The organism is Kribbella sp. HUAS MG21 (assembly GCF_040254265.1).
GTDB lineage: Bacteria > Actinomycetota > Actinomycetes > Propionibacteriales > Kribbellaceae > Kribbella.
Genome location: NZ_CP158165.1, coordinates 7,587,741 through 7,613,655, shown reverse-complemented (window position 1 = coordinate 7,613,655; position 25,915 = coordinate 7,587,741). Strand labels below are relative to the sequence as shown.

The window sequence follows — 25,915 nt, the reverse complement described above, 5'->3', positions numbered from 1 at the left end:
GAACCACACGTCAGGCCCGCGCGCCGTGCCGACGTCGAGCGGATGGTCGGCGCGCTGACGGGCTATCCGGCCGCGCAGCACCACATCCGCGCTCGTTGGGACGTCCAGCAGAACGACGACGGCGTCTACCTGATCGCGGAGCGCGACGGCGAGATCGTCGGCCAGACCATCCTGCTCAGGCAGTCGAAGTACGACGAAGTCCGCGCCGACGCGGACCCGGCCGAGATCAACGCGCTGCACGCGTACGTCCAGCGGCAAGGCGTCGGTACGGCGCTGATCCGCGCGGCCGAGGCGATAGCCGAAAACGACTGGAACCGGTCCGCTGTCGGGCTCGGCGTCGCACTCGACAACGATCGGGCGCGTGCGCTGTACGAGCGGCTCGGGTACGTGCTGTGGTCGGGTCCGCGCGTGGTGGACCACTGGACGGAGCAGGATGCCGACGGGACCGTCGTACGCATTCACAGCGATCCCTGCGACTACTTGCTGAAGAGGTTCTAGGAGACGCTCGCAGCCGAGGCGGTGAAGGTGTTGCACGCGGCCGGTGAGGCGGCGTCGAAACCGCGGCGGGTCCAGCGGCTGTGGCTCTTGCTGTTGCCGTGGTCGCGCTGCGTGCCCCATTCGTCGCCGCGATGGCTGATGGTCCACAGCCACCGCTGGCGCCAGGATCCGCTGACGGGGAAGTAGCTGCGGTCGGCGCCGAGGTAGACGCCGCTGAGGCAGGAGGCCTGCAGTTCGATCCGCCGGCTCTCCTGCAGTGGGGCGTCGACGCCGTTGAGGTAGCTCGTGCGGGTCGCGGAGGCGTCGCTGATGCCGGTCAGGCGCTGGATGTGATGGCCGTACTCGTGCGCGACCAGGTGGGCCATCGTGGTGCGCGTCCAGAGCTTGTTGTACTTGCGGTAGTTGTCGATGTCGAAGCTCGCGTTCATCGAGATCGTGCTGCCGTTGCAGTACGCGGCCGAGTCCTGGACGTCGCAGAGCGTGCGCGTCTTGCCGGTGAAGACCTCCAGCCGCGGCGGGACGAACGTGAAGCCGGCCTTCTGGATGACCGGCTTCCACACCTTGTTCAGGCAGGCGACGTACTCCGTGTAGTACTTCCGCACGTTCGTCACCGAGGTCGGGCGGACCGACGGCTCCTTGCAGCGCGACGCGGGCAGGCGGCCGACGCGGTACAGCGGGTTCTGAGCGACGACCCGCTGCGACTGCGCGACCGGATCGGCCGTGCGCGCCGGAGAAGCCGGCGAAGAGGTCGAAGAAGTGCGCGAAGGCACAGGTGTGGAAGAAGGTGTAGAAGAAGTCGCAGGCGACCGCACAGTCAGCGTGGTTGTCGGCTCATCGCCGGCCTGCCGCACCACGACGACACCGGCCGCCGCGAGTACGACGACCACAGCAGCAACCACCCCGACCCGCGCATTCACGAGCGGCAGCCTATTACGGCATCGCAAGTGACCTGCGAACCCGCGGGGGTGATAGAATTACAACGGACGGAAGCCTCCAATCCCGAAGCGGGACGGGAGGCTTTTTTCATGTCTGATCACCGAACCGCCGGAACCCTCTACCACTTGCTCACCAAGAACGAACATCGCGGAGAGCTGCTCCTGCCGCTTGCCGAACTGCGCAACCGCTACCCGGACCTCTACGAGCGCCACGCGGCCAAGTACGCCGGACGCCACGCCGCCATGACACAACCGGTGCCGCCGCTGGACTGCACCTGGGAAGACGTCGTCTTCCTGTCACCAGTGCATCCGGCTCCGCTGTTCGCCGCCCTGCAGCGGTCTGGTCGCAAGGTCGGGCAACCGGAGCCGGCGACCCTCGACGCGGGCCGGCTCGACCCGGCCCGCTGCGTCATCAAACTGATGCGGCACGGCACGGACGGGCACTATCCGGATCAGCCCGACGAGCACGACTATCTCCCGCTCACCACGGCCACACTCCGCGCGGTCAACCGGGTGACGATCGATGCCGTCGCACGTCTCGAACAACTGCAGCCGAACGACCCCTGGCTGCCGTGGGTCGACGTGCCCCACGTCCTGCACAGGGGTCCGATCCCGTTCGACTGGTTCGACCGGCCGAACGCGGCGAGGGCCGGCAACTAGCGGAACGCGGACTGCCCGGTCAGCGCCTGGCCGATGACCAACTGGTGGACCTCGGACGTGCCCTCGTACGTGAGTACCGACTCCAGGTTGTTGGCGTGCCGCATGATCGGGTACTCGCCGCTGATCCCGTTCGCGGCGAGGATCGTGCGGCACTCGCGCGCGATCGCGATCGCCTCGCGGACGTTGTTCAGCTTGCCGACCGAGACCTGCTCGGGCCGCAGCGTGCCCTTCTCCTTCAGCCGGCCGAGGTGAACGGCGAGCAGGATGCCCTTGTTCAGCTCGACGGCCATGTCCGCGAGTTTCGCCTGGGTCAGCTGGTACGACGTCAGCGGCTTGTCGAACACGATCCGCTCGCCGGCGTACGCGATCGCGGTCTCCAGGCAGTCCCGCGCCGCGCCCATCGCGCCGAAGATGATGCCGAACCGCGCCTCGTTCAGGCAGCCCAGCGGACCGGACAAGCCCTGCGCCGAAGGCAGCATCGCGCTCGCCGGCAGCCGTACGCCGTCCAGCACCAGCTCGGAGGTGACGGACGCGCGCAGCGACATCTTCTGCTTGATCTCCGGCGCCGAGAACCCGGGCGTCGACGTCGGTACGACGAACCCGCGGACGCCGTCCTCCGTGCGTGCCCACACGACCGCGACATCGGCGACGGAGCCGTTCGTGATCCACATCTTCGAGCCGTTGAGCACCCAGTCGGAGCCGTCGCGGCGGGCGTTGGTGCGCATCCCGGCCGGGTTGGAGCCGAAGTCGGGCTCGGTCAGCCCGAAGCAGCCGATCGCCTCACCCGCCGACATCCGCGGCAGCCATTCGTCCTTCTGCTCGTCGCTGCCGTACTTCCAGATCGCGTACATCGCCAGCGACCCCTGCACCGACACCAACGACCGCATCCCGGAGTCGGCCGCTTCGATCTCCAGACAGGCCAGCCCGTAGGCGACCGGCCCGAGTCCCGCGCAGCCATACCCGGTCAGGTGCATCCCGAGAAACCCGAGCGCTCCCAGCTCCTTGGCCAGCTCCCGCGCCGGAATCGACGCCGACTCGAACCACTCCGGCAACGAGGGCCGCAACCGCTCGTCGGCGAACCGCCGAGCCGCCGCCCGGACGTCAACCTCCTCCGCTGTCAGCAAGGAGTCGACATCCACCAGATCCACAGAAGCACCCATGTGCTCACGCTAGCCGCTCACACACCCAACAGGCTCACTTGCGGTACCAGGGCCACCACCAGTGCCGTTTGCGGGGGTGGCGGACGATGATGCTGCCGTGCCGGGCTTCGCCGGTGACGCGGAGACGGGCGCCGCCGGGGCGGGGTGGGACGGCCTTGTTCTTGGCGGCGCTGTGGACCATGTCGACCTGGTCGATGTCGACGCTCCAGCCCTCGGGGATCACCATCACGACCGAGCTGTGCTTGGCGTACGCGTCGACGTGGATCTCGGCCCAGTGCACGACCGCGTCGGTGAAGTCGAGCTTCACCGACGAGTGCTCGGCGATTGCGGTCAGCCGCTCCGGGACGGTCCACGCGCCCTCGCGCTTCTGCGCGCTGTGCTTGGCGCGGAGCGTCAGTTCCTGTGAGCTGCCGTGCGCGACCGGCACCAGGTCGGCGGTCGCGTTGCGGAGCTCGACCTGGGTCTTCGCCGAGTAGATCTGGGTGAGCCGCTCGTCGAGTTCCTGGAAGTCCAGCCGCCCGTCGGTGTGTGCCTCCTGGACCACAGCTGCGGCACGCTCGCGGTCGTTGTCGGACGCCCGCTGGCCGGGCGGCGGCTGCTCCAGACTCATGCACCCAAAGGTAGCGCCGCTACAGGTCCGAGCAGAACGGCCTCAGACGACGAGGTCCAGGAAGCGGCCGACCACTGCCGACCAGGTCTTGTCCAGCTCGACGGCGTACCGCTCGGCGTCCGCCACCACGACGTCCGGATCGAATCCGAGCGACCGCACGCGCTCCGGGTCCCAGCGCCGTACCCGCTCCGCCTCCACCTCAGGATGGAACTGCACACCCCAACTGGTACCGATGCGCAGCATCTGGTTCGCGCACCGCTCGCTGGACATCAGCAGCACCGCCTCTTCCGGCAGCCGCGTGATCTGGTCCTGGTGGCTCTCCACGGCCCGCACCGTCGACGGCAGGCCGGCCAGCAGTACGTCGACCGCAGCGGCCGGCAGCTTTGTCAGCGACGTCACACCCTTCTCCGGCTGCCCGTACTTCCCCCGCACCTCACCGCCGAAGGTGTGCGCCAGCAACTGCGCACCCAGGCAGATCCCGAGCACCGGCACCCGCCCGTGCGCCTGGCGCAGCAGTGCGCGTTCGGCCGGCAGCCACGGCGACCGCTCGTCCTCGTCCGGCAGCATCCCGCCGCCGAGCAGGATCAGCGCCGCATGCCCGTCCACGGTCCCGGGCACAGGTTCACCGTCCCAAGCCCGGATGACGACCGGAGACAGATCGCGTGCGTCCAGCCAGTCGATCAGCTTGCCAGGCCCGCTGTCGCGGTCGTTCTCGATGATGAGCACCGTGGTCACCGGGCAACCGTACGCGGCACACCGGGCAGCGCCGTACCGGAGTCGCGATTCCTGGATACTGATGCACTGGGGGTGCAGATGGAGCCTGTCAGTGGATTCGTGCGCGCCGTGGTCGGAGATGTCACCTTCATCTTCGGCAAGGGCATGGTCAGCGCGTACCTGCTCGCCCGCCGCAACGGCTGGCCGCAGCCGCAGCTCGACGTGCTGATCCGGTCCCACGGCCAGTTCGTGCCGCTCGCGATCCCCGTCGGCACCGTGCCGGCGATCGGCCGCCTGGTCGGGCTCGACGAGATCCGGCCGGCTCCGATGATCACCGTCGAGTTCACCCCCGGCGACACCGGCGCGGAGGCACACCTCACCGCCAACACCCCGGTCCTGATCACGATCACGGACGTCAGCCACGGCGAGTACGACGCCGTAGTACTGACCACGTCCCTCGGTGCGGCGGCATACGCGCAGCTGCCGCCGGGGTACTACCACGTGTCCGCCGTCGTCGTCGACGAGTACGGCGACCTGCTGCAGGGGTACGGCGCCCAACACAACCTGCGCGTCGACAAGGGCGACGACCTGATCGTCTCGCTGTCGATCCGGACCTCCGGCGTGACCGAGGTGGCCACCGCACTGGAGACCGGTTCGCAGCCCGCACTGGTCGGCTCGGACGGTGACGTCGTACCGCTGCTCGACCTGGTGCGGATCGGGCGCGCGCCGGACTGCGACCTGATCCTCGACCGCCCCGAGGTCAGCCGGCACCACGCGGAGCTGTTGCGTATCGACCCGACCGGCTACGAGCTGCGGGACCTCGGCTCGACCAACGGCACCCAGGTGAACGGTGCGCCGGTGCAGACCGCGATGGTCGGCCACGGTGACGAGATCCGGCTCGGGGCGCTGCCGTACCGGCTCCTGCTGTCCTGAGCCATCTCGAAACCTGGAACAATGGCGCCGTGAACCCGCGGAGCGTCGTCATTCTCGGCTCGACCGGCTCGATCGGTACCCAGGCGCTCGAGCTGATCGGCCGCAACCGCGACCGCTTCCACGTGCTGGCGCTGTCCGCGGGCGGCGACAACGTGGCGCTGCTGGCCGAACAGGCGCTCGAGTTCGGCGTCGAGGCGGTGGCTGTGGCGAAGGCCACGGTCGCGCAGGACCTTCAGCTGGCGTTCTACGCCGAGGCGCAGCGCAAGGGATACGCGCAGGGCGACTTCCGGATCCCGAAGATCCTCACCGGGCCGGACGCCGCGGGCGAGCTCGCGGCGCTGCCGTGTGACGTCGTACTCAACGGCGTGAACGGTTCGGTCGGCCTGCACGCGACGCTGGCCGCGCTGGAGGCCGGCAACACGCTCGCGCTCGCCAACAAGGAGTCGTTGGTGATCGGCGGGCCGATCGTCACGCGGCTGGCCAAGCCCGGCCAGATCGTGCCGGTCGACTCCGAGCACAGCGCGATCGCCCAGTGCCTGCGCGGCGGCTCGCCGGACGAGGTCCGCAAGCTGCTGCTGACCGCGAGCGGCGGCCCGTTCCTCGGCAAGCCGCGCGCCGAGCTGGAGAACGTCACGGTCGAGCAGGCCCTCGACCACCCGAACTTCGCGATGGGCCCGGTCGTCACGATCAACTCCGCGACCCTGGTCAACAAGGGCCTCGAGCTGATCGAGGCGCACCTGCTGTTCGGGATCCCGATGGACCGGATCGACGTCGTCATCCACCGGCAGCAGGCGATCCACTCGATGGTCGAGTTCGTCGACGGCTCGACGATGGCGCAGATCGGCGTACCGACGATGACGGTGCCGATCGCGCTCGCGCTCGGCTGGCCGGACCGGATACCGGACGCGGCGCGTCCGTGGGACTTCGCCGAGGCGAGCACCTGGACCTTCCAGCCGGTCGACGACACCGAGTTCCCGTCGGTCCAGCTGGCCCGCGAGGCCGGGGCCCGGGGCGGCACCGTGCCGGCGGTGTTCAACGCGGCCAACGAGGTCTGTGTGCAGGCGTTCCGGGACGGCCGGTTACCCTTCGTGGCGATCGTTGACACGGTGGCCCGGGTGGTGACCGATCACGACGTACCCTCGTATGAGGAACTGTCCGTGGACGACGTGCTCGCCGCGGACGCGTGGGCCCGGGCCCGGGCTCGTGAGATCACAGGCGTACAGGAGAACCAGAAGGCATGAGCGTGCTCCTCACCATCGTCGGCATCGTGCTGTTCGTGGCCGGGGTGCTGATCTCCGTCGCGCTGCATGAGCTGGGTCACATGCTGCCGGCGAAGGCCTTCGGGATGAAGGTCACCCAGTTCTTCGTCGGCTTCGGCCGGACCCTGTGGTCCACGAAGCGCGGCGAGACGGAGTACGGCATCAAGGCGATCCCGGCCGGCGGGTTCGTGCGGATCATCGGGATGATGCCGCCCGCCAAGGGGCAGGACCCGACGAAGGTCCGCAAGGCCAACACCGGCCCGATCCAGTCGATGGTCGAGAACGCGCGCTCCGCGGAGTACGAGACGATCCGGCCCGAGGACCACGGCCGGCTCTTCTACCAGAAGGCATGGTGGAAGAAACTGATCGTGATGGCCTCCGGCCCGCTGGTCAACGTGCTGATCGCGGCCGTGCTCTTCACCGGCCTGTTCACGCTGTACGGCGACCGCGTCCCGCAGACGACGATCTCGACGGTGACCGACTGCGTCATCCCGGCGAACCAGGCGACGCCGGACCGCAAGTGCCAGGACGGCGACAAGGTCTCGCCGGCCAAGGAGGCCGGGTTCCAGGTCGGCGACCGGATCGTCTCCTTCAACGGCACCGCGATCGACAGCTGGGACCAGCTCACCCCGCTGATCCGGGCGAACACCGACAAGGCCGCGACGATCGTTGTCGAGCGCAACGGCCGGCAGGTCACGCTGCGCACCAACACGATCGTCAACCAGGTGCTGGACAAGCCGGGATCGGACAAGTACGTCTCGGTCGGGTTCCTCGGTGTCTCGCCGGACAACAAGCTCGAGCGGCAGAGCGTCGGCTACGCGCTCGGCAAGATGGGCGACTACACGGTCGCGACGGTGCAGGCCCTCGGCCGGTTCCCGGAGAAGCTGGTCGGCGTCGCGAAGTCGATCGTCGGCGGCGAGCGCGACCAGGACAGCCCGATGAGTGTGGTCGGCGCCAGCCGCGTCGCGGGTGAGATCGCCTCCAGCGACCTGGACGTCGGCGCGAAGGGCGCCAGCCTCGTCCTGCTGCTCGCCTCGCTGAACCTGTTCCTCGCCCTGTTCAACTTCATCCCGCTGCTGCCGCTGGACGGCGGTCACATGATCGGCGCGATCTGGGAAGGCATCCGGCGTGGCTTCGCCAAGCTGCTCGGCCGCCCGGACCCCGGGTACGTCGACGTGGCCAAGCTGCTGCCGATCGCGTACGTCGCGGCCAGTGTGATCGTGGTGATGGGCGTGCTGCTCGTCATCGCCGACATCGTCAACCCCATCAAGCTCTTCAACGGTTAAAGGACTCATGAGCATCAACCTGGGCATGCCAGCGCTGCCGCCTCCCACCCTCGCCCCGCGCCGCAAGACCCGCCAGATCAAGGTCGGCAGCGTCCTGGTCGGTGGGGACGCGCCGGTGTCGGTGCAGTCGATGACGACCACGCCGACCCACGACGTGAACACGACACTGCAGCAGATCGCCGAGCTGACCGCGGCCGGCTGCGACATCGTCCGGGTCGCGTGCCCGCGCCAGGAGGACGCCGACGCGCTGAAGGAGATCGCCCAGCACTCGCAGATCCCGGTGATCGCCGACATCCACTTCCAGCCGAACTACGTGTTCGCGGCGATCGAGGCCGGGTGCGCCGCCGTCCGGGTGAACCCGGGCAACATCCGCAAGTTCGACGACCAGGTCAAGGAGATCGCGCAGGCGGCGAAGGACCACGGTACGTCGCTGCGGATCGGCGTGAACGCCGGCTCGCTGGACAAGCGGCTGCTGGAGAAGTACGGCAAGGCGACGCCGGAGGCGCTGGTCGAGTCCGCCGTCTGGGAGGCGTCGCTGTTCGAGGAGCACGACTTCCACGACTTCAAGATCTCGGTCAAGCACAACGACCCGGTCGTGATGGTGCAGGCGTACGAGATGCTCGCCGAGCGCGGCGACTGGCCGCTGCACCTCGGTGTGACCGAGGCCGGGCCGGCGTTCCAGGGCACGATCAAGTCGTCGGTCGCGTTCGGCGCGCTGCTGTCGAAGGGCATCGGCGACACGATCCGCGTCTCGCTGTCCGCGCCGCCGGTCGAGGAGGTCAAGGTCGGCCTGCAGATCCTGCAGTCGCTGAACCTCCGCGAGCGCAAGCTCGAGATCGTCTCGTGCCCGTCGTGCGGTCGCGCCCAGGTGGACGTGTACACGCTGGCCGAGCAGGTCACTGCCGGCCTCGAGGGCATGGAGGTCCCGCTCCGCGTCGCGGTCATGGGCTGCGTCGTGAACGGACCGGGTGAGGCCCGCGAGGCCGACCTGGGTGTGGCCTCCGGCAACGGCAAGGGCCAGATCTTCGTCAAGGGCGAGGTCATCAAGACGGTGCCGGAGTCGGCGATCGTCGAGACGCTGATCGAAGAGGCGATGCGGATCGCCGAGCAGATGGAGAGCACCGAGCCCGGCGAGCCCACCGTCACGGTCAGCTGAGGTGACCGACTACCTGGTGGTCAGCGCTGTCGCCGGGGAGGCGCGGTACGTGCCGGAAGGGATCCCGGTGGTGGTCACCGGGATCGGCAAGACCGCCGCGGCGGTCACCGTCAGCAGAGCGCTGGCCGACCGCGACACGACCGACCTCGTCGTCCTGAACGTCGGCACGACCGGCGCGCTGCGGGACGGGTTGTCCGGGCTGTTCCTGCCGAGCACGGTCATCAACCACGACGTGAACGCGGACGCGGTCCGCGCGATCGGCCTGGACCCGCAGGAGGAGCTGCACGTCGACGGCGGCGACGGGACGGTGCTGGCGTCGGGCGACGTCTTCGTCACGGATCCTGTGGTGCGGCAGCGGTTGGCGGAGCGGGCGCACCTGGTCGACATGGAGGCGTACGGCGTGGTGTACGCGTGCCGCGCGTACGACGTACCCGTCCGCGTCGTGAAACACGTCTCCGACTCGGCCGACGAGTCCGCGCTCGACTGGCCGACCCTCGTCGACACCAGCGCGAAGATCCTGGGGGAGTGGGTCGCCGAGAACGCCCGTTGAGACGCCTGGCTAAGCTGGCTTGACCTTGACCCTGGGGGCAAGGTTTAGCGTTGGGGCGAAGGAGGCGGGATGCGGATCGGTGATCTGGCGGCCGAGGCCGGTGTGACGGTCAAGGCGGTGCGGTACTACGAGTCGCAAGGGCTGCTGAAGCCGCGCCGGGAGGCCAACGGGTACCGGGCGTACGACGCGCGGGACGTGGTCGTGGTGCGTGAGGTGAAGGCGTTGCTGAGCCTCGGGCTGACCGCCGAGCAGACGTACCCGTTCATCGAGTGCCTGCGGGCCGGGAACGAACGCGCGGACGTCTGCCCGGCGTCGCTGACGGCGTACCGGACCCGGATCGCCGAGGTGGACCAGCGGATCGCGGAACTGACCGATCTGCGGGCCAGGCTGACCGACCTCCTGACCGACGCCGAGAACCGGAGGACGAACCATGACCGACCTGCAGACCGTGGATGAGCAGACCTTCACCGAGGTGGTACTGCGGTCCGCCAAGCCCGTGCTGGTGGACTTCTGGGCGGAGTGGTGCCCGCCCTGCCACCAGATCGCCCCGGTCCTCGCCCAGATCGGTGCCGAACGCAACGACCAGCTGACCGTGGTGAAGATCAACGCCGACGAGAACCCGGCGATCGCCGCGAGCTACCGGGTGATGGCACTGCCCACCCTCGCCCTCTTCCACCACGGCGAACTCATCTGGTCCGTCGTCGGCGCCCGCCCGAAAGCCAAACTCCTGAAAGAACTGGACGACGCCCTGCTCGCCGCCGTCTAACGGATCGCCAGGCCATCACAACTGCCCGCGTGTGGCGCTTCCGAGCGTGGCGCGCCCGCGGGACGTCGATTGTGATGGCCTGGCGATCGTCATCGCGCCGGCCTTCACCTCGGCGTAACCCTCGCCGGCGTCGCCGGAGACCTCCAGGCCCAGCACGCCGGCGAAGAAGTCCGCGATCTCCTGGTTCTTCGTGTGGCTGTCGGACAGCAGGCCCAGGTGGTCGAAGCGCAGGTTCATCGTCGCAACTCCTCGTGTTGACTGGTAGCTCTCTAGGATGCTAGCAATATAGCCATGGCGGACGAGAGCGGCAAGAAGGTGCAGTTCAACGTGTACCTCCCGCCGGAACTGGTGCGGCGGGTGAAGCACAAGGCGATCGACGACGGGGCGAGTTTGTCCGCGCTCGTCGAGCAGGCCCTGGCGGAGTACCTGGACAACCATGGGGAGGCACGAGGATGAGCGACGTGGTGATCAGGCCGCTGCGGTTCACGGCGGACGTCGAGGCGATGCGGGCGTTCCTGGAGTCGCTCGGCCTGCGCTCGCGGATCGAGTCCGAGCGCGGCGGCTGGGTGGACATGGTGACCGGCGACGGGATGGTCGCGCTGCACGACGCGGCCTCCAGTTCCACCGGCGGTCAGCCCGGGCAGACCAGCCTGTCCTTCGAGGCGGACAAGCTCGACGACGTGAAGGACCGGCTCGAGCAGGCGGGGTTCACGGAGGTGACGGTCTTCGACGAGGCGTACGGCCGGGTGCTGTCGGTGACCGGCCCGGACGACGTCGTGATCTGGATCGACGAGCGCACCGAGGACCTCTACGGCTACAAGCTCCACGACGCGAACCCGGACGAGCGCTGGTCCGTCACGCCCTACCTGACAGGCGCGGACGAGGACGCGTGGCGCCGCTTCCTGGCCGCGCTGACGGTCGGTACGACGGTGCGCTTCGGCCCGGGCCCAGCGTTCGCCGTACGACTCGACCTGACGACGACGGAGGACCTCGACGAGGTGGCCCGCCGGGTCGAGGGAACGCGGACGGAGGCCGGGCTGGAGCTCACCGACCCGGACGGACAGCTCGTTGTGATCCACGGATGAGCTTGACTTCGAGCGGACCTGAGGTTGCAAGATGCCCGGCATGACAGCGGGGGCGCCTGAGCGGCTGCGGGACGATGCGGACTTCCGGCGGTACTGGCTGGCGCGGGCGCTCTCGGTCACCGGATCGATGGTCACGGCGATCGCGCTGCCGGTGCTGGTCTACCGGCTGAGCGGTTCGACGGTCCTGACCGCGGTGGTCACCGCGCTGGAGTCGGCGCCGTACCTGGTGGCAGGACTGTTCGCCGGCGCGCTGGCGGATCGCTGGAACCGCCGGCGGGTGATGGTGACCGCGGACTGTATCAACGCCGTCCTGGTCGGGTCGGTGCCGCTCGCGCACCTGCTCGGCGTGCTGACCGTCGCGCACGTGCTGGTGGTCGCCTTCACCGTCCAGGCTGTCTATACCTTCTTCGACGGCGCGAACTTCGGCGCGCTGCCGGTCCTCGTCGGGCGGGCGCGCGTCGCGCAGGCGAACTCGGCGGTCTGGACGGCGTCGAGTCTCATCGAGCTGTTCGTCCCGCCGCTGACCGGCCTGCTGCTCGCCGTACTCGACCCGGCCAGTCTGCTCACGCTGGACGCGCTCAGCTTCGCGGCGTCGGCGTTCGCGGTCCGCGGGATCGTCAGGGCGATGTCCGAGCCCCGCGACGGCCGGCCGCCGCTGCGGCCGCGGGTGATCCTCAACGACATCGGTGACGGACTGCGGTACCTGGTCCGGCACGCGGGCGTCCGGACGATGACGATCATCGGCAGCGTGCAGTCGTTCGCCGGCGGTGGATTCATGGCGCTGATCGTGGTGTGGTGCGACCGCGTCCTGCACATCGGTACGTCGGGACTGCGCTTCGGCCTGGTCTGGGGTACCTGGGGGATCGGCGGGCTGATCGCCGCGCTCAGCCTGCCTCGGCTGCTGAAGCGGATGCCGCCCGCCGCGATCACGCTGTACGCGTTGCCGCTGTCGGTGCTGCTCGGCGTTCTCGCCCCGCTGTCGCCGCACTGGACCGTGGCAGCGCTCGCCCTGCTGGTGTGGGGTTCGGCGTACGTGCTGGTGATCGTCAACTCGATCTCGTACCGGCAGCAGGTGACGCCGGAGAACCTGCTCGGCCGGGTGAACACTGCCGGCCGGATGCTGTCCTGGGGTGTCGGGTGGACTTTCGGCTCGGTCGTCGGCGGGCTGCTCGGCAACGCGTTCGGGCCGCGGACCGGGATGGTGCTCATGGGCCTGTGCGGATGTGTCGGCGTGGTGGTCGCGTGGACGTCGCCGTTGCGGCGGATCGCCGCGGGGCACGAACCGCGGGTGGCCTGACCCGGCCCCGTTGCATACGCGGGCGCCGGTGATCCGCTAGGTTCTGCGCGTGGGCGTACGGGTTCTCGGTCCTCGTGACCTCGCGGCGGCGCGCGCGGTCATTGCCCGCGATCCGGTGGTGAACGTGTTCGTGGACAGCCTCGTGCAGGCGTCCGGACTCGACCCCCGGCGCGGCGCCGAGGTCTGGGGGTACGTCGAGAAAGGCGCGCTCGAGGCCCTGTGCCACGCGGGCGGCAACATGGTGCCGGTCGGCGCGGACGACGCGGCGCTGCGGGCGTTCGCGGCGTACGCACTGCGCCGCGGGCGGAACTGCTTCCAGATCCTCGGCCAGGCGCGGGCCGTCGAGCAGCTGTGGAACATCCTCGAGCCGCACTGGGGTCCCGCGCGCGAGGTCCGCGACGACCAGCCGTTCATGGTGATCGAGGACGCGCCGCTGATCGCGCCGGATCCGCTGGTCCGCGCGGTGGAGCCGGTCGAGCTGCCGATCCTGTACCCGGCGTGCGTGGCGATGTACACCGAGGAGGTCGGCGTACCGCCGCAGACTGGGCCGGACGGGACGTTCTACCGGTCCCGGGTCGCGGAGCTGATCCGGGCCGGGCGCGCGTTCGCGCGGATCGAGGACGGCCGGGTGGTGTTCAAGGCCGAGGTCGGCTCGGTCGGGACCGGGGTGTGCCAGATCCAGGGCGTCTGGGTGGACCCGGAGTACCGCGGCCGCGGCCTCGCCGCGCCCGGGATGGCCGCGGTGGTCGAACTCGCCCGCCGGATCGCGCCGGTCGTCACGCTCTACGTGAACGCCTTCAACCTCCCGGCGCGGGCGGCGTACGAACGCGTCGGCTTCCGGACCGTCGAGACGTTCGCGACGATCCTGTTCTGACCCTGTGGATATCGTGGTGGGAGCATGGCCTGCGGACCGATATCCTTCCTGGCGTCCGTTGTTCCGTTCCGAACTTGTGTGTTATTGGAGACTCCCGTGATTCTGCGCATGTCGTCGTTGTTCCTCCGCACCCTTCGCGAGGACCCGGCGGACGCGGAGGTCCCGAGCCACAAGCTGCTCGTCCGCGCCGGCTACATCCGCCGCGCCGCGCCCGGCATCTACACCTGGCTGCCGCTCGGCCTGCGGGTGCTGCGGAACGTCGAGCGGATCGTCCGCGAGGAGATGGACGCGATCGGCGCGCAGGAGCTGGTGTTCCCGGCGCTGCTGCCCCGCGAGCCTTATGAGGCCACCGGCCGCTGGACGGAGTACGGGCCGAACATCTTCCGGCTGAAGGACCGCAAGGGCGCCGACATGCTGCTCGGTCCGACCCACGAGGAGATGTTCACGCTCGTCGTGAAGGACCTGTACTCGTCGTACAAGGACCTCCCGCTGTCGATCTACCAGATCCAGAACAAGTACCGCGACGAGGCGCGGCCGCGGGCCGGCGTACTGCGCGGGCGCGAGTTCGTGATGAAGGACTCGTACTCGTTCGACGTGGACGACGAGGGCCTCGCGGCGTCGTACGAGCTGCACCGCCAGGCGTACATCAAGATCTTCGACCGGCTCGGCTTCGACTACGTGATCGTGCAGGCGATGTCCGGCGCGATGGGCGGCTCGCGGTCCGAGGAGTTCCTGGCGATCGCGGAGAACGGTGAGGACACCTTCGTCCGGTCGCCCGGCGGGTACGCCGCCAACGTCGAGGCCGTGGTGGTGCCGCAGGCGGCGCCGGTCGACGCGTCCGGCGTACCGGCCGCAGAGGTCGTGGACACGCCGGACACCCCGACCATCGAGACGCTGGTCGACGCGCTGAACGCGAAGCACGCCCGCGCCGACGGCCGCGAGTGGACCGCCGCGGACACGCTGAAGAACGTGCTCGTGATGCTGGTGCACCCGGACGGCACCCGCGAGCCGCTGGCGATCGGCGTCCCCGGCGACCGGGCGATCGACGAGAAGCGGCTCGGCGCCCAGGTGGAGCCCGCCGAGGTGGTGGCGTTCGAGGAGGCCGACTTCGAGAAGTTCCCGTCGCTGGCCAGGGGTTACATCGGCCCGGGCGTGCTCGGCAAGGAGAACACCTCCGGAATCCGGTACCTGCTGGACCCGCGGGTGGCCGAGGGCTCGGCGTGGGTGACCGGCGCGGACAAGTCCGGCTTCCACGTCATCAACCTGGTGCACGGCCGCGACTTCACCGCCGACGGCACGATCCAGGCGGCCGAGGTCCGCGACGGCGACCAGGCGCCGGACGGCTCCGGCGTCCTGGAGACCGCGCGCGGCATCGAGATGGGCCACATCTTCCAGCTCGGCCGCAAGTACGCCGACGCGCTCGACCTCAAGGTCCTCGACCAGAACGGCAAGCTCGTCACGGTCACGATGGGGTCGTACGGCGTCGGCGTCACCCGCGCGGTGGCCGCGATCGCGGAGGGCAACCACGACGAGCTCGGGCTGGTCTGGCCGCGGGAGATCGCGCCGGCCGACGTGCACCTGGTTGCCACCGGCAAGGACCAGGCGGTCTTCGAGAAGGCCGCCGAGCTCGCCGCGGAGCTGGAGTCGCGCGGCCTGACGGTCGTGTACGACGACCGCGAGAAGGTCTCGCCCGGCGTGAAGTTCAAGGACGCCGAGCTGATCGGCATCCCGACCATCGCGGTCGTCGGCAAGGGTCTCGCGGACGGCACGGTCGAGGTCAAGGACCGCCGTTCCGGCGACCGCGCCGACGTCCCGGTCGCCGAGGTCGTCGACCACCTGGTCAGCACCGTCCGCGGCTGACCCCACCGCAGCGCCTCGACAAGGGGCCTCGGACAGCACAACTGCTGTCCGAGGCCCCTTTCGAAATTTCTTCCGGATGCATGTCGAGGAACGGCGGTCGGCTCCGATCCCGGGATGTGGCGCCTGAGGGGGCGTCCGGGAACGGAGGAGTGGCGATGACGGAATCTGTGGTTGCTGTGCGGGGGATCGACGGGCTGCGGCAGGCCGTCGCGGGTGCGGTGCTCGTCGACGGCGACGCCGGGTACGCGGACGCGGGCCGGGTGGTGATGGCCGCGGGCCGCCCGAAGGTGATCGTGCGGTGCGCGGGAGCGGGCGACGTGGTCGCCGCGCTGAAGTACGCCGAGACGCACGACCTGCCGATCGCGGTCCGCAGCGGCGGGCATCACGCGGCCGGGTTCAGCACCACCGACGGCGGGGTGCTGATCGACGTCCGCCCGATGGACGAGGTCCGGGTGCTGCCCGACGACGTCGTCCGGGTCGGTACCGGAGCCAGCTGGGGGCAGGTCGCCGGGCAGCTGTCGAAGGTCGGGCTGGCGATCTCGTCGGGCGACACGGCGAGTGTCGGCGTCGGCGGGCTGATGGCCGGCGGCGGGATCGGCTGGATGGTCCGCAAGCACGGCCTGGCCATCGACAACGTGGTCGCGGCCGAGGTCGTCACCGCGGACGGTTCGGTCCGGCGGGTCGACGCGAACAGCGAGCCCGAGTTGTTCTGGGGCCTGCGTGGTGCGGCGGGCAGCCTCGGCGTGGTCACGTCGTACGACATCGCCGCCGTGCACCGGCCGACGGTCCACTACGGCACGCTGCTGTACCCGTGGATGCAGGCGGAGCAGGTCCTCGCCGGCTGGGCGGAGTACCTGGCGGACGCGCCCGAGGAGCTCAGCTCGTCGCTGCAGCTGGCGCCGACGATGATGGCCGACCGGCAGGTCCCGATCGCGGTGATGGTGTGCGTGACCGGCGACCCGGAGCGGCGGGACGCGATCCTCGAACCGCTGCGGCACCTCGGCTCGCTGCTCACCGAGAAGGTGGCCGAGGTCCCGTACGCCGAGGTGTTCGCCGACATGTCGATGCCGGCGGACTGGCGCCCGCGGATCCGCAACGGCTTCTTCGACGCGTGGTCGCCGGACGTCGCGAACCGGCTGCTCGCGGCCCGGCCGGAGATTCCCGGTCTCGCGATCGAGATCCGGGCGCTCGGCGGCGCGTTCGGCGCGATGCCGGCGGACGCGACCGCGTTCGCGCACCGCGGCGCGCGGTTCATGGTGAACTCCGTGCTGATGGGGTCGCCGGAGCAGCAGGGCAAGCAGCCGAAGGCATTCGACGCGCTCTGGCGGACGTTGAAGCCGAACGGCGCCTACCTGAACTTCCTCTCCGACCCGACCGACGCCGACCTCGACGTCTGCTTCCCGGAGTCACACCGCAATCGACTCGCGGCGCTCAAGCAGGCGGTCGACCCGGGCCACGTGTTCCGGAGCGCGCTGACCGTCCCGCCGCGGCCGGAGTGGACCGGCGGTCGCCGTCACCTGATGAGGTGGGCGATGCGGTCGCGCAGATAGTTCTGTTCGGCGGCGTTCCGGGTCCGGTCGAGCGCCGCCAGGTAGTGCTCGCGGGCCAGGTCCGGGCGGCCGGCGAGCTCGTGGAGGTGGGCGAGGACCGACAACCGGCGATGGTGGTCGCCGAGGTAGCGGTCCTCGGCCAGCCCTTCGACGATCGCGATCCCGGCGTCCGGGCCCTCGGTCATCGCCACGGCGACAGCCGCTCCGAGCCGCACCATCGGCCCCGGGTCGACCCGCTCGAGCAGCTTGTACAGACCTGCGACCTGCTCCCAGTCGGTGCTCTCGACCGAGTCGGCCTCGCTGTGCACGGCCGCGATCGCTGCCTCGAGCTGATACGGGCCGACGGCGCCGGAACGCAGCGTCTCCTCGACGAGGCGGGTGCCTTCGGCGATCTCGTCGGCGTACCAGCGGGAGCGGTCCTGCCGGTCGGCCGGGATCAGGCTGCCGCCCGGTCCGGTCCGCGCGTCCCGGCGGGCGTGCGTGAGGATCATCAACGCCAGGAGGCCGGTGACCTCACCCGATCCGCCGACTGCGCGCTGCAGCAGTCGGGTGATGCGCAGGGCCTCCTCGGCGAGGTCCACGCGTTGCAGCTCGTCGCCGGCGCTGGCGGTGTGCCCTTCGTTGAAGATCAGGTAGAGCACGTGCAGCACGGCGCGCAGCCGTACGTCGTACTCCTCGGCCGTCGGCAGCTCGAAGCGCGCGCCGGCGTCCTGGATCAACCGCTTCGCCCGGCTGATCCGCTGCGCGACCGTGCTCTCGCCGACCAGCAGCGCCGCGGCCACCTCGGCAGTGGTCAGGCCGCCCACGGAGCGCAGCGTCAGCGCGATCTGCGACGCCGGGGTCAGCGCCGGGTGACAGCACAGTACGAGCAGCCGGACGGTGTCGTCGGTGTCCTCGCGGTAGTCGTCCGGGTGGAACTCGTCCGCCGGCGACCGCAGGAAGTCGTTCAGCTCGCGCTGCCGGCGCGCGCTCTCGCGCCGCCAGCCGTCCACCATCCGCCGCGCCGCGACGCTGATCAGCCAGCCGACCGGTTCCTCGGGTACGCCGTTCGCACGCCACTGCACGAACGCCTCGAGCAGCGCCTCCTGCACCGCGTCCTCGCACTGGTCGAACACGCCGTACCGCCGGACCAGGGCCGCTAGCGCCCGGGGCGCCGCGGACCGGATCGCCGCCTCCAGCTCGGGAGCGCGTGCTGTCACTGGGCTGTCACTGATGGTCGGGCTCGGCCAGGAAGTCGGACTGGTCGAAGCGGATCTCGCGCAGCTCGACGCGCCGGAACTCGACCAGCGGGATCCGCGCCGCGATCTCCAGGGCCCGCTCCACCGACGCGCAGTCCAGCACCATCGCGCCGGCCAGGTACTCCTTGGTCTCCAGGAACGGCCGGTCGGAGATCACCGGCGTACCGGCGACCAGTTGGACCTCCTTGGACTCGCCGGGCTCGTCGAGCCCTAGGACCGACACCAGCTCGCCGGTCGTCAGCAGTTCACGCGCGGTCGCGGCGACGTGCTCGCGGCCGCCGGACATCTCGGTCAGCTCGTCGTCGGTGTACCCCTTGAGCGCCTCGAGGTTGTTGTGGATCAGCAGTAGGAACTTCACCCGGCCATTCTCCCGGACCGGGTGTCATAGCTCTCACCGGCCGGTGTAAGGGTTGAGCGGTACTACGGCCTTACCTGATCATCGAGGCCGTGAGGACGTACTGCTGTGCCTGATGTTTCGTTGCTGACGTTGGTGTTCCTGGTGGTGGCCGCCTTCACGGCGGGATGGATCGACGCCGTGGTCGGCGGTGGCGGGCTGCTGCAACTGCCCGCCATGCTGCTCGGCCTCCCGAACGCGTCGCCCGCGCAGATCCTGTCGACGAACAAGATCTCGTCGCTGTTCGGTACGGCGACCAGCGCGGTCACGTTCGGTGTCAAGCTGCGACCGGACCGTAGAACCGTGCTGCCGCTGGCGATCCTCGCCGGGCTCGGGTCCGCGGCCGGGGCGCTGGTGGCGACGAAGATCCCGATGTCGTGGTTCAAGCCGATCGTGCTGGTGCTGCTCGTCGGGGTCGCGATCTACACCGCACTGAAGCCGTCGCTCGGTGCCCGGACGGCGCTGCGCTTCGACGGTCGCGACCACTACCTGGCGGCGAGCGGGGTCGGCGTACTGATCGGCTTCTACGACGGCGCGGTCGGGCCGGGCACCGGGTCGTTCCTGATCTTCGCGCTGGTCGGCCTGCTCGGGTACAACTTCCTGCAGGCCAGTGCCAAGGCCAAGATCGCCAACGTGGCCACCAATCTCGGCGCGATCGGGGTGTTCGCACTGCACGGCGCGCCGCTGTGGCGGCTCGGCCTGATCATGGGCGCCGCCAACATGCTCGGCGGCCTGCTCGGCGCCCGCACCGCCGTCGCCCGCGGCAGCCGGTTCGTCCGGATCGTCTTCCTGGTGGTCGTGTCCGGGCTGATCCTGCGGCTCGCGTACGACGTGTTCTTCGCCTGAGGTACTGCGATAGGTTTGCGGCATGGTCGACTACAACGGCCGGCTGGGCGCCGTGTACAGCGCCGGCCGGGCGATCTCGCCGGCCGAGGTCCGGCGCTGGGTGACGGCGTTCGCGACGTACCTTCCGGCCCGGCGGCCGCTCGACGTCCTCGATCTGGGCAGCGGTACCGGCCGGCTGACGCCCGGCCTGGCCGCCGAGTTCCGGGGCCGGGTGTACGGCGTCGAGCCTTCGAGCCGGATGCGCGCGGTGGCCGAGGAGGCGCCGCACCCGGGGGTGACCTACCTGGAGGGCAGCGCCGAGGCCATTCCGTTGCCTGAGGCATCGGTTGACGCGGTGCTGATGAACTTGTCGTTCCACCACTTCCGGGATCCGCTGCGAGGGCTTCGCGAGGTGTGCTGGGTGCTGCGGCCCGGGGGAGCGGCGTTGTTGCGCACGCAGTTCGCGGACCTGATGCCGGACCTGTACTGGTACGAGTACTTCCCGGCCGCGCGGGCGGTCGACGCGGGGATGTACTGGTCGGTGGACGAGACCAAGGAGCTCGTGACGCGGGCGGGGCTGGTGCCGGGCGCGGACGTCGTACGGATCGTCGGTGAGGACCCGCGGACGCTGCGGGAGAGCTACGAGCGGCTGCGGTTGCGGGCGTTGTCGACGTTCGAGCACCTCGCGGACGACGAGGTCGAGGCGGGGTTCGCGCGGCTCGCGGCGGATGCGGAGCGGGATCCGGACCGGGTGCTGCCGGTGCACTCCGCGACGATGCTGGTGCTCACGCGTCCCAGGTGACGCGCAGCGCGGACGGCTTGCGGAACACCAGGCCGCGCGGGGGAGGCGAGTCCGGGGCCAGGCGCAGGCCGGGGAGGGCGAGGACTGCTTCCAGGGCGGTGAGGGTCTCTAGGCGGGTCAGGTGCATGCCGAGGCAGATGTGCGGACCGCTGGCGAACGCGAGATGGCGGCGGGCGTTGGGGCGGCGTACGTCGAAGGTGTCGGGGGAGTCGAAGACGTCTGGATCACGGCCTGCGCCCGCGAGGGAGACGGTGACCATGTCGCCGCGGCGGATCCTCTCGCCGGCGAGGTCGACGTCGCGGGTGGCGTAGCGGTCGACTACGGCGGCAGCCGGTTCGAGGCGGAGTGATTCTTCCATCGCGTTCGGGAGCAGGGCCGGGTCGGCCAGGACGAGGTCGAGCTGGTCGCGGTGGGTGAGCAGGTGCCAGAGGGCGTTGGCGATCATGCCCTCGGTGGTCTCGATGCCGCCGAACATCAGGACGGCGGCGTTCGCGACGATGTCGTCGACCCCGAGGCCGGCGTGCGCGGCCGCGGCGAGCAGCGAGTCGGTGGAGTCGATGCCTGCGGCAACATGTTTGTGCAGCTCGGCGAACGCCGCGGCCCCGGCGTCGGTGACCGGACGGCCGGCGGACACGCCGGACACGGAGTCCGAGATCGCCGTGTACCAGCCCAGCACGGTCGACGCGGAGGCCGGCGGCAGCCCGAGCGAGTAGGCCACGACGGCGACGGACAGGGGTCCGGCGAGCGCCGTCCGCAGGTCGGCCTCCTGCCCCTGGAGTTCGGCCATCAGGTCGTTGACCGTCTGGCGCACCGGCTCCGTGAAGCGGCGGCGGGTTTCGGCCAGGCCGAAGGGGGACTCGAAGGGGTCGCGGTGAGCCTTGTGCGGGTCGCCGTCCAGCGAGAGCATCGACGGGCCGACCACCTGGGCGGTCGAGAACCTCGGGTCGTCGACGGTGAACGTCTCGGGGTCACGCAGTACCTCGAGCGCGACGGCGCGACCGGTGACGAACCAGCTGTTCAAGGCCTCGACCCAGCCGACCGGACGGATCGCCGCGAGCGCCGGGTGCGGATCGTTCTCGAGTTCTTCGACGGTCACCACCCGGACAGCCTAGGCGTAAGACCACTCACTACACTGGTATCGCTGAGACAGATTGGATATGAACGACTCAGGAGCCCTCCGGGTTACGAATCCTGAACTCTCGCCCTCTAGGGTGTGGCCCATGTCTGAGAACCTGGTGCTGCTGCCTGCCGTCGACGTGGCGGACGGGCAGGCGGTCCGGCTCGTGCAGGGCGAGGCCGGGAGCGAGACGTCGTACGGCGATCCGCTGGCGGCGGCGATGGCGTGGCAGGAGGCCGGCGCCGAGTGGATCCACCTCGTCGACCTGGACGCGGCGTTCGGCCGCGGCAGCAACCGTGAGTTGCTGGCCGACGTGACCGGCAAGCTCGACGTCCAGGTCGAGCTGTCCGGCGGCATCCGCGACGACGAGTCGCTCACCGCGGCCCTGGCGACGGGTGCCCGGCGGGTCAACATCGGCACCGCCGCGCTGGAGGACCCGGAGTGGTCGGCGCGGGTGATCCAGCAGTACGGCGACCGGGTCGCCATCGGCCTGGACGTCCGCGGCCGGACGCTGGCCGCGCGCGGCTGGACCAAGGAAGGCGGCGACCTGTACGAGGTGCTCGAGCGGCTCGAGGAGGCCGGCTGCGAGCGGTACGTGGTCACCGACGTCACCAAGGACGGCATGCTCCAGGGCCCGAACCTGGACCTGTACCGCGACCTGTGCGCGCGCACCGACAAGCCGATCATCGCGTCCGGCGGCGTCTCCAGCCTCGACGACCTGCGCGCGCTCAGCACGCTGATCCCGGACGGCGTCGAGGGCGTCATCGTCGGCAAGGCGCTGTATGCCGGCGCGTTCACCCTGACCGAGGCACTCGAGCTCACGCGTGGAGGCGACAAGTGAGGCTGGCCGACAAGCTCAAGGACAAGAAGGTCCTGGTCACCGGTGTCACCGGCTTCGTCGGTGAGGCGCTGCTGCACCGGATCATCGGCGAGCTCCCCGGCACCACGGTGGCCGCGATCATCCGGCCGAAGGGCTCGCTGACCGGCGTCGACCGGATGGCGCAGCTGCTGAAGAAGGACATCTTCAAGCCGTTCTACGGCGAGGGCACCCCGTACGCCGACGCGGAGGCGCTGACCGCGGCGCGGATCCAGGTGGTCGAGGGCGACCTGGCCGACGTACCGGAGCTGCCGAAGGATCTCGACATCGTCGTGCACTGCGCCGGCGACGTGAGCTTCGACCCGCCGATCCACGAGGCGTTCACGACCAACGTGCTCGGCACCAAGAGCCTGCTCGAGCGGATCGTGGAGACCGGCCGCCCGGTCCACTACGTGCACATCTCCACCGCGTACACCGCCGGCCGCCGGCGCGGCGCGATCCCGGAGGCCCCGGTCGACCACTTCGTCGACTGGCGCACCGAGGCCGAGGCCGGGATGGCGATGAAGGCCCGGATCGAGGAGCAGTCCCGGTCCGCGCCGATGCTCGCGAAGTTCCGCAAGGAGGCCGAGAAGCTGCACCGCCGCGCCGGTCACCTGACCGCCGCGGCCGACACCGAGCGGCGGCGCAACGAATGGGTCGCCAAGCGGCTCGTCGAGACCGGCACCGAGCGGGCGCGCAGCCTCGGCTGGACCGACTGCTACACGTTCACGAAGGCGCTCGGCGAGCGCGTCGTCGAGGAGTTCGCGTCGACGCTGCCGACCTCGATCGTCCGGCCGGCGATCATCGAGTCCGCGGTGCAGAGCCCGCACCCGGGCTGGATCGAGGGCTTCAAGATGGCCGAGCCGCTGATCCTGGCCTACGGCCGCGGCGAGCTGCCCGAGTTCCCGGCCTCGCCGGACTCCGTCATCGAGATCATCCCGGTCGACCACGTGGTCGGCGCGATCTGCGCGGTGATGGCCACCGAGCCCGAGCTGAGCAAGCCGGAGTACTACCACATCGGCTCCGGTGCGCGGAACCCGCTGACCTTCGAGCAGCTGTACGCCGGCGTTCGCGAGTACTTCTCCAAGCACCCGTTCGACCTCGGCGAGCGGGGCGCCGTGCGGCTGCCGGTCTGGAAGTTCCCCGGCGGCGACTCGGTCGAGAGCATGCTCAGGTACGGCGAACGCGCGCACAAGATCGCCGACAAGATCATCACCACCGTCCCGCGCGGTGAGCGGACCCGGAAGTACGCCCGCGAGCTCGACGTCCAGAAGCGCCGGCTGGACTTCCTGCGGCGCTACATGGACCTGTACTCCGAGTACGCGCAGGCCGAGCTGCAGTTCATCGACGACAACGTCCTCGCCCTGCACAACGCGCTCGAGGGGGAGGACAAGGAGAAGTTCGCCTGCGACACCGCCGTCGTCGACTGGCAGTACTACCTGCAGGAGCTGCACTGCCCGAGCGTCACCGAGTCGATGCGCCGCCTGGACGTCGTCCGGAAGAAGCGCAACAAGGCCCTCGCGGAGTCGGCCGGTGTGCTCAAGAAGGTCGAGCCGCACGCGGACAGCCAGGTGATCGCCGCCTTCGACATGGACGGCACGCTGCTGTCGTCGAACGTGATCGAGACCTACCTGTGGATGCGGCTCCCCGAGCTGGACAGCCACCAGCGGGTCGGCGAGATCGGCGCGATGCTGCGCAAGCTGCCGAAGCTGATCGCCGCCGAGCGCAAGGACCGCGGCACGTTCCTCCGCACGATCTACCGCCGGTACGCCGGGGCGGACCTGGAGGAGCTCAACCAGATCGTCGACGAGATCCTCGCCGAGCACGTACTCGAACGGCTGAGCGGCGCCGCCGTACGGCGGATTCGCGAACACCGCGCCGCCGGGCACAAGACGATCCTGATCACCGGCGCCGTCCGGCCGCTGACCCGGCCGCTGGAGCCGCTGTTCGACGAGATCGTCGCAGCCGAGCTGGCGGTCGACGACCGCGGGCGCTGCACCGGCTTCCTGTCCGGGCCGCCGCTCGTCGGTGAGTCGCGCGCCGCGTGGATCAAGCACCACGCGCGGCAGACCAACATCGACCTGTCCAAGTCGTACGCCTACGCCGACAGCCACTCGGACCTGCCGATGCTGTCGGTGGTCGGCAACCCGGTCGCGGTGTCGCCGGACGTGTCGCTGTTCCGGGCCGCCCGGGCCGCGCGCTGGCAGATCGTCGACTGGAAGACCCCGTCCACCTCGTCCCGTCTGGAGCTCCCTGGGGTGCAGCGTTCTGGAGGTTTGGCCCGATGATGCTAGCGCTCGAGATGTACCGGTCGCCGGCGAAGTACTTGGCGGCCAAGGCGGTCGGCGGCCGCATCCCCGGTGTCCTCACCGGGCCGGCCGCGCCGCTGCGCCTCGTCACCATCGACGAACCGAAGGCCGAGCGGCAGGGTTGGGCGCGGATCCGCCCGATCCTGTCCGGGATCTGCGGCTCCGACCTCGGCATGGTGACCGGCTCGACCAAGCTGTACTTCTCCGCGGTCGTGTCGATGCCGTTCGTCCCCGGTCACGAGATCGTCGGCGAGCTGCTCGACGACTGCGAGGACCTGCCCAAAGGCACCCGCGTGGTGATGGACAGCGTCCTCACCTGCGCGGCTCGTGGCGTCGAGCCCTGCGAGGGCTGCGTCTCCGGCAACACCAACCGGTGCGACCGGATCACCGTCGGGCACGTGGCGCCCGGCCTGCAGACCGGGTTCTGCCGCGACACCGGCGGCGGCTGGGGCAACCTCGTCGTAGCGCATCGCAGCCAGCTGTACGCCGTACCGGACGGGATGTCCGACGAGCGCGCCGTACTGGTCGAGCCGCTCGCGGGCGCGGTGCACGCCGCGCTGCGCGCTCAGGTCCAGCCGGGGCAGTCGGTGCTGGTCAGCGGTGCCGGCGCGGTCGGGCTGTTCACGACTCTCGCGCTGCGGGAGCTGACGCAGGCCGGTCGAATCACCGTGGTCGCCAAGCACGCCAAGCAGCGCGAGCTCGCGCGCGCGTTCGGTGCCAGCGACGTGGTCGCGCCCGACGAGGTGTTCCGCGGCGTGCGCCGGTCGACAGGAGCCTTCCGCCTCAAGCAGGACTTCAGCGGCGGCGAGTTCCTGCTCGGCGGCGTCGACGTCGCGGTCGACGCGGTCGGCAGCAAGAACTCGATCGACACCGTGCTGCGGGTCACCAAGGCCGGCGGCCGGGTCGTGCTGTCCGGGATGCCGGCCAGCGGCGCCGACCTGTCGCCGGTGTGGTTCCGCGAGCTCGAGGTCACCGGCACCTACGCCTCCGCGCGGGAGGAGCCGAACGGCCGCCCGGCGTTCGAGACCGCGCTGGAACTCGCCGGCCGCGCCCCGCTCGACGGGATCGTCGGGGCCCGCTACCCGCTCTACCGCTGGCGCGAGGCCTTGGACCACGCGCATTCGGCCGGCCGACTCGGCACGGTCAAGGTCGCATTCGATGTGAGGGCCTCATGAGGGCGC

General features: G+C 70.1%; 28 protein-coding genes. 20 read left to right on the top strand and 8 right to left on the bottom strand.

The genetic code is table 11. The annotated features are described in order from the left end of the window. Window positions 1-42: 42 nt before the first annotated feature. Window positions 43-498: a GNAT family N-acetyltransferase gene (locus ABN611_RS36790; RefSeq protein WP_350276916.1), complete on the top strand. Its 456-nt coding sequence runs from the start codon at window positions 43-45 to the stop codon at window positions 496-498. Here the strand turns inward: ABN611_RS36790 and ABN611_RS36785 are convergent. Next, window positions 495-1,415: a neutral zinc metallopeptidase gene (locus ABN611_RS36785; RefSeq protein ID WP_350276915.1), complete on the bottom strand. Its 921-nt coding sequence runs from the start codon at window positions 1,413-1,415 to the stop codon at window positions 495-497. The genes ABN611_RS36790 and ABN611_RS36785 overlap by 4 nt on opposite strands. A gap of 108 nt (window positions 1,416-1,523) precedes the next feature. On the opposite strand from ABN611_RS36785, the gene ABN611_RS36780 reads away from it, so the two are divergent. Further along, window positions 1,524-2,093: a hypothetical protein gene (locus ABN611_RS36780; protein ID WP_350276914.1), complete on the top strand. Its 570-nt coding sequence runs from the start codon at window positions 1,524-1,526 to the stop codon at window positions 2,091-2,093. Here ABN611_RS36780 and ABN611_RS36775 read toward each other — a convergent pair. From ABN611_RS36775 to ABN611_RS36765, 3 genes are read right to left on the bottom strand one after another with little or no spacing between them, the layout of a single operon-like run. Continuing rightward, entirely contained in the window at window positions 2,090-3,253 is a 1,164-nt protein-coding gene (locus ABN611_RS36775) for an acyl-CoA dehydrogenase family protein (RefSeq protein ID WP_350276913.1), read from the bottom strand. The genes ABN611_RS36780 and ABN611_RS36775 overlap by 4 nt on opposite strands. 34 nt (window positions 3,254-3,287) lie before the next feature. Further along, window positions 3,288-3,863 carry a DUF1707 domain-containing protein gene (locus tag ABN611_RS36770; protein WP_350276912.1) on the bottom strand — a complete coding sequence of 192 codons (576 nt, stop codon included), beginning with the start codon at window positions 3,861-3,863 and terminating at the stop codon, window positions 3,288-3,290. A 42-nt stretch (window positions 3,864-3,905) separates the two neighbouring features. Continuing rightward, window positions 3,906-4,598 carry a type 1 glutamine amidotransferase gene (locus ABN611_RS36765; RefSeq protein ID WP_350276911.1) on the bottom strand — a complete coding sequence of 231 codons (693 nt, stop codon included), beginning with the start codon at window positions 4,596-4,598 and terminating at the stop codon, window positions 3,906-3,908. Window positions 4,599-4,676: 78 nt separating this feature from the next. Between ABN611_RS36765 and ABN611_RS36760 the strand changes: the two genes are divergently transcribed. The 7 genes from ABN611_RS36760 (at window position 4,677) to trxA (ending at window position 10,527) form a co-directional block, all read left to right on the top strand. Further along, entirely contained in the window at window positions 4,677-5,510 is an 834-nt protein-coding gene (locus tag ABN611_RS36760; RefSeq protein WP_350276910.1) for an FHA domain-containing protein, read from the top strand. A 29-nt stretch (window positions 5,511-5,539) separates the two neighbouring features. After that, window positions 5,540-6,751, top strand: coding sequence for a 1-deoxy-D-xylulose-5-phosphate reductoisomerase (gene dxr, locus ABN611_RS36755; RefSeq protein WP_350276909.1), 1,212 nt, complete (start codon window positions 5,540-5,542; stop codon window positions 6,749-6,751). Further along, on the top strand, window positions 6,748-8,055 hold the full coding sequence (locus tag ABN611_RS36750; protein WP_350276908.1) for a site-2 protease family protein: 1,308 nt from the start codon (window positions 6,748-6,750) through the stop codon (window positions 8,053-8,055). The genes dxr and ABN611_RS36750 overlap by 4 nt, the downstream gene beginning before the upstream one ends. Window positions 8,056-8,062: 7 nt before the next feature. Continuing rightward, entirely contained in the window at window positions 8,063-9,211 is a 1,149-nt protein-coding gene (ispG, locus tag ABN611_RS36745) for a flavodoxin-dependent (E)-4-hydroxy-3-methylbut-2-enyl-diphosphate synthase (protein WP_350276907.1), read from the top strand. A gap of 1 nt (window position 9,212) precedes the next feature. Next, window positions 9,213-9,761: a nucleosidase gene (locus tag ABN611_RS36740; RefSeq protein ID WP_350276906.1), complete on the top strand. Its 549-nt coding sequence runs from the start codon at window positions 9,213-9,215 to the stop codon at window positions 9,759-9,761. Window positions 9,762-9,830: 69 nt separating this feature from the next. Further along, a complete protein-coding gene (locus ABN611_RS36735) occupies window positions 9,831-10,217 on the top strand; it encodes a MerR family transcriptional regulator (RefSeq protein WP_350276905.1) in 387 nt (128 codons plus the stop codon). Continuing rightward, window positions 10,192-10,527, top strand: coding sequence for a thioredoxin (trxA, locus tag ABN611_RS36730; RefSeq protein ID WP_350276904.1), 336 nt, complete (start codon window positions 10,192-10,194; stop codon window positions 10,525-10,527). The genes ABN611_RS36735 and trxA overlap by 26 nt, the downstream gene beginning before the upstream one ends. Before the next feature lie 15 nt (window positions 10,528-10,542). Here the strand turns inward: trxA and ABN611_RS36725 are convergent, their stop codons facing one another. Beyond that, window positions 10,543-10,764 carry a hypothetical protein gene (locus ABN611_RS36725; RefSeq protein WP_350276903.1) on the bottom strand — a complete coding sequence of 74 codons (222 nt, stop codon included), beginning with the start codon at window positions 10,762-10,764 and terminating at the stop codon, window positions 10,543-10,545. A 54-nt stretch (window positions 10,765-10,818) separates the two neighbouring features. Here ABN611_RS36725 and ABN611_RS36720 point away from each other — a divergent pair, with 54 nt between their 5' ends. From ABN611_RS36720 to ABN611_RS36695, 6 genes are all read left to right on the top strand, one after another. Then, entirely contained in the window at window positions 10,819-10,983 is a 165-nt protein-coding gene (locus ABN611_RS36720) for a CopG family transcriptional regulator (RefSeq protein ID WP_350276902.1), read from the top strand. Continuing rightward, a complete protein-coding gene (locus ABN611_RS36715; protein WP_350276901.1) occupies window positions 10,980-11,612 on the top strand; it encodes a VOC family protein in 633 nt (210 codons plus the stop codon). The genes ABN611_RS36720 and ABN611_RS36715 overlap by 4 nt, the downstream gene beginning before the upstream one ends. Window positions 11,613-11,652: 40 nt before the next feature. Beyond that, the gene (locus ABN611_RS36710) at window positions 11,653-12,909 is read left to right on the top strand and encodes an MFS transporter (RefSeq protein WP_350276900.1); all 1,257 of its coding nucleotides are present in this window, start codon (window positions 11,653-11,655) and stop codon (window positions 12,907-12,909) included. Window positions 12,910-12,958: 49 nt separating this feature from the next. After that, entirely contained in the window at window positions 12,959-13,783 is an 825-nt protein-coding gene (locus tag ABN611_RS36705) for a GNAT family N-acetyltransferase (protein WP_350276899.1), read from the top strand. A 96-nt stretch (window positions 13,784-13,879) separates the two neighbouring features. Further along, entirely contained in the window at window positions 13,880-15,643 is a 1,764-nt protein-coding gene (locus ABN611_RS36700; RefSeq protein ID WP_350276898.1) for a proline--tRNA ligase, read from the top strand. Between the two features lie 155 nt (window positions 15,644-15,798). Beyond that, window positions 15,799-17,193 (top strand): FAD-binding oxidoreductase, encoded by a 1,395-nt coding sequence (locus tag ABN611_RS36695; protein WP_350276897.1) that lies wholly within the window; start codon window positions 15,799-15,801, stop codon window positions 17,191-17,193. On the opposite strand, the gene ABN611_RS36690 is transcribed toward ABN611_RS36695, so the two are convergent. Together ABN611_RS36690 and ABN611_RS36685 are read right to left on the bottom strand one after the other, a co-directional pair. Next, a complete protein-coding gene (locus ABN611_RS36690; protein WP_350276896.1) occupies window positions 17,157-18,392 on the bottom strand; it encodes a DUF6596 domain-containing protein in 1,236 nt (411 codons plus the stop codon). The two genes, ABN611_RS36695 and ABN611_RS36690, sit on opposite strands and share 37 nt — an antisense overlap. 7 nt (window positions 18,393-18,399) lie before the next feature. Further along, on the bottom strand, window positions 18,400-18,789 hold the full coding sequence (locus ABN611_RS36685; protein ID WP_350276895.1) for a YciI family protein: 390 nt from the start codon (window positions 18,787-18,789) through the stop codon (window positions 18,400-18,402). Window positions 18,790-18,894: 105 nt separating this feature from the next. Here ABN611_RS36685 and ABN611_RS36680 point away from each other — a divergent pair, with 105 nt between their 5' ends. Further along, complete coding sequence (locus ABN611_RS36680; protein ID WP_350276894.1) at window positions 18,895-19,671, top strand: TSUP family transporter; 777 nt, start codon at window positions 18,895-18,897, stop codon at window positions 19,669-19,671. 22 nt (window positions 19,672-19,693) lie between these two features. Then, window positions 19,694-20,452, top strand: coding sequence for a class I SAM-dependent methyltransferase (locus tag ABN611_RS36675; RefSeq protein ID WP_350276893.1), 759 nt, complete (start codon window positions 19,694-19,696; stop codon window positions 20,450-20,452). Here ABN611_RS36675 and ABN611_RS36670 read toward each other — a convergent pair. Then, entirely contained in the window at window positions 20,436-21,551 is a 1,116-nt protein-coding gene (locus ABN611_RS36670; protein WP_350276892.1) for a cytochrome P450, read from the bottom strand. The genes ABN611_RS36675 and ABN611_RS36670 overlap by 17 nt on opposite strands. A gap of 121 nt (window positions 21,552-21,672) precedes the next feature. On the opposite strand from ABN611_RS36670, the gene priA reads away from it, so the two are divergent. The 3 genes from priA to ABN611_RS36655 are packed head-to-tail and all read left to right on the top strand — an operon-like array spanning window position 21,673 to window position 25,909. Next, window positions 21,673-22,410, top strand: a complete 738-nt coding sequence (priA, locus tag ABN611_RS36665; RefSeq protein ID WP_350276891.1) for a bifunctional 1-(5-phosphoribosyl)-5-((5-phosphoribosylamino)methylideneamino)imidazole-4-carboxamide isomerase/phosphoribosylanthranilate isomerase PriA — start codon at window positions 21,673-21,675, stop codon at window positions 22,408-22,410. Next, window positions 22,407-24,713 (top strand): HAD-IB family hydrolase, encoded by a 2,307-nt coding sequence (locus ABN611_RS36660; protein ID WP_350276890.1) that lies wholly within the window; start codon window positions 22,407-22,409, stop codon window positions 24,711-24,713. The genes priA and ABN611_RS36660 overlap by 4 nt, the downstream gene beginning before the upstream one ends. Then, a complete protein-coding gene (locus ABN611_RS36655) occupies window positions 24,710-25,909 on the top strand; it encodes a zinc-binding dehydrogenase (RefSeq protein WP_350276889.1) in 1,200 nt (399 codons plus the stop codon). The genes ABN611_RS36660 and ABN611_RS36655 overlap by 4 nt, the downstream gene beginning before the upstream one ends. Window positions 25,910-25,915 lie beyond the last annotated feature (6 nt).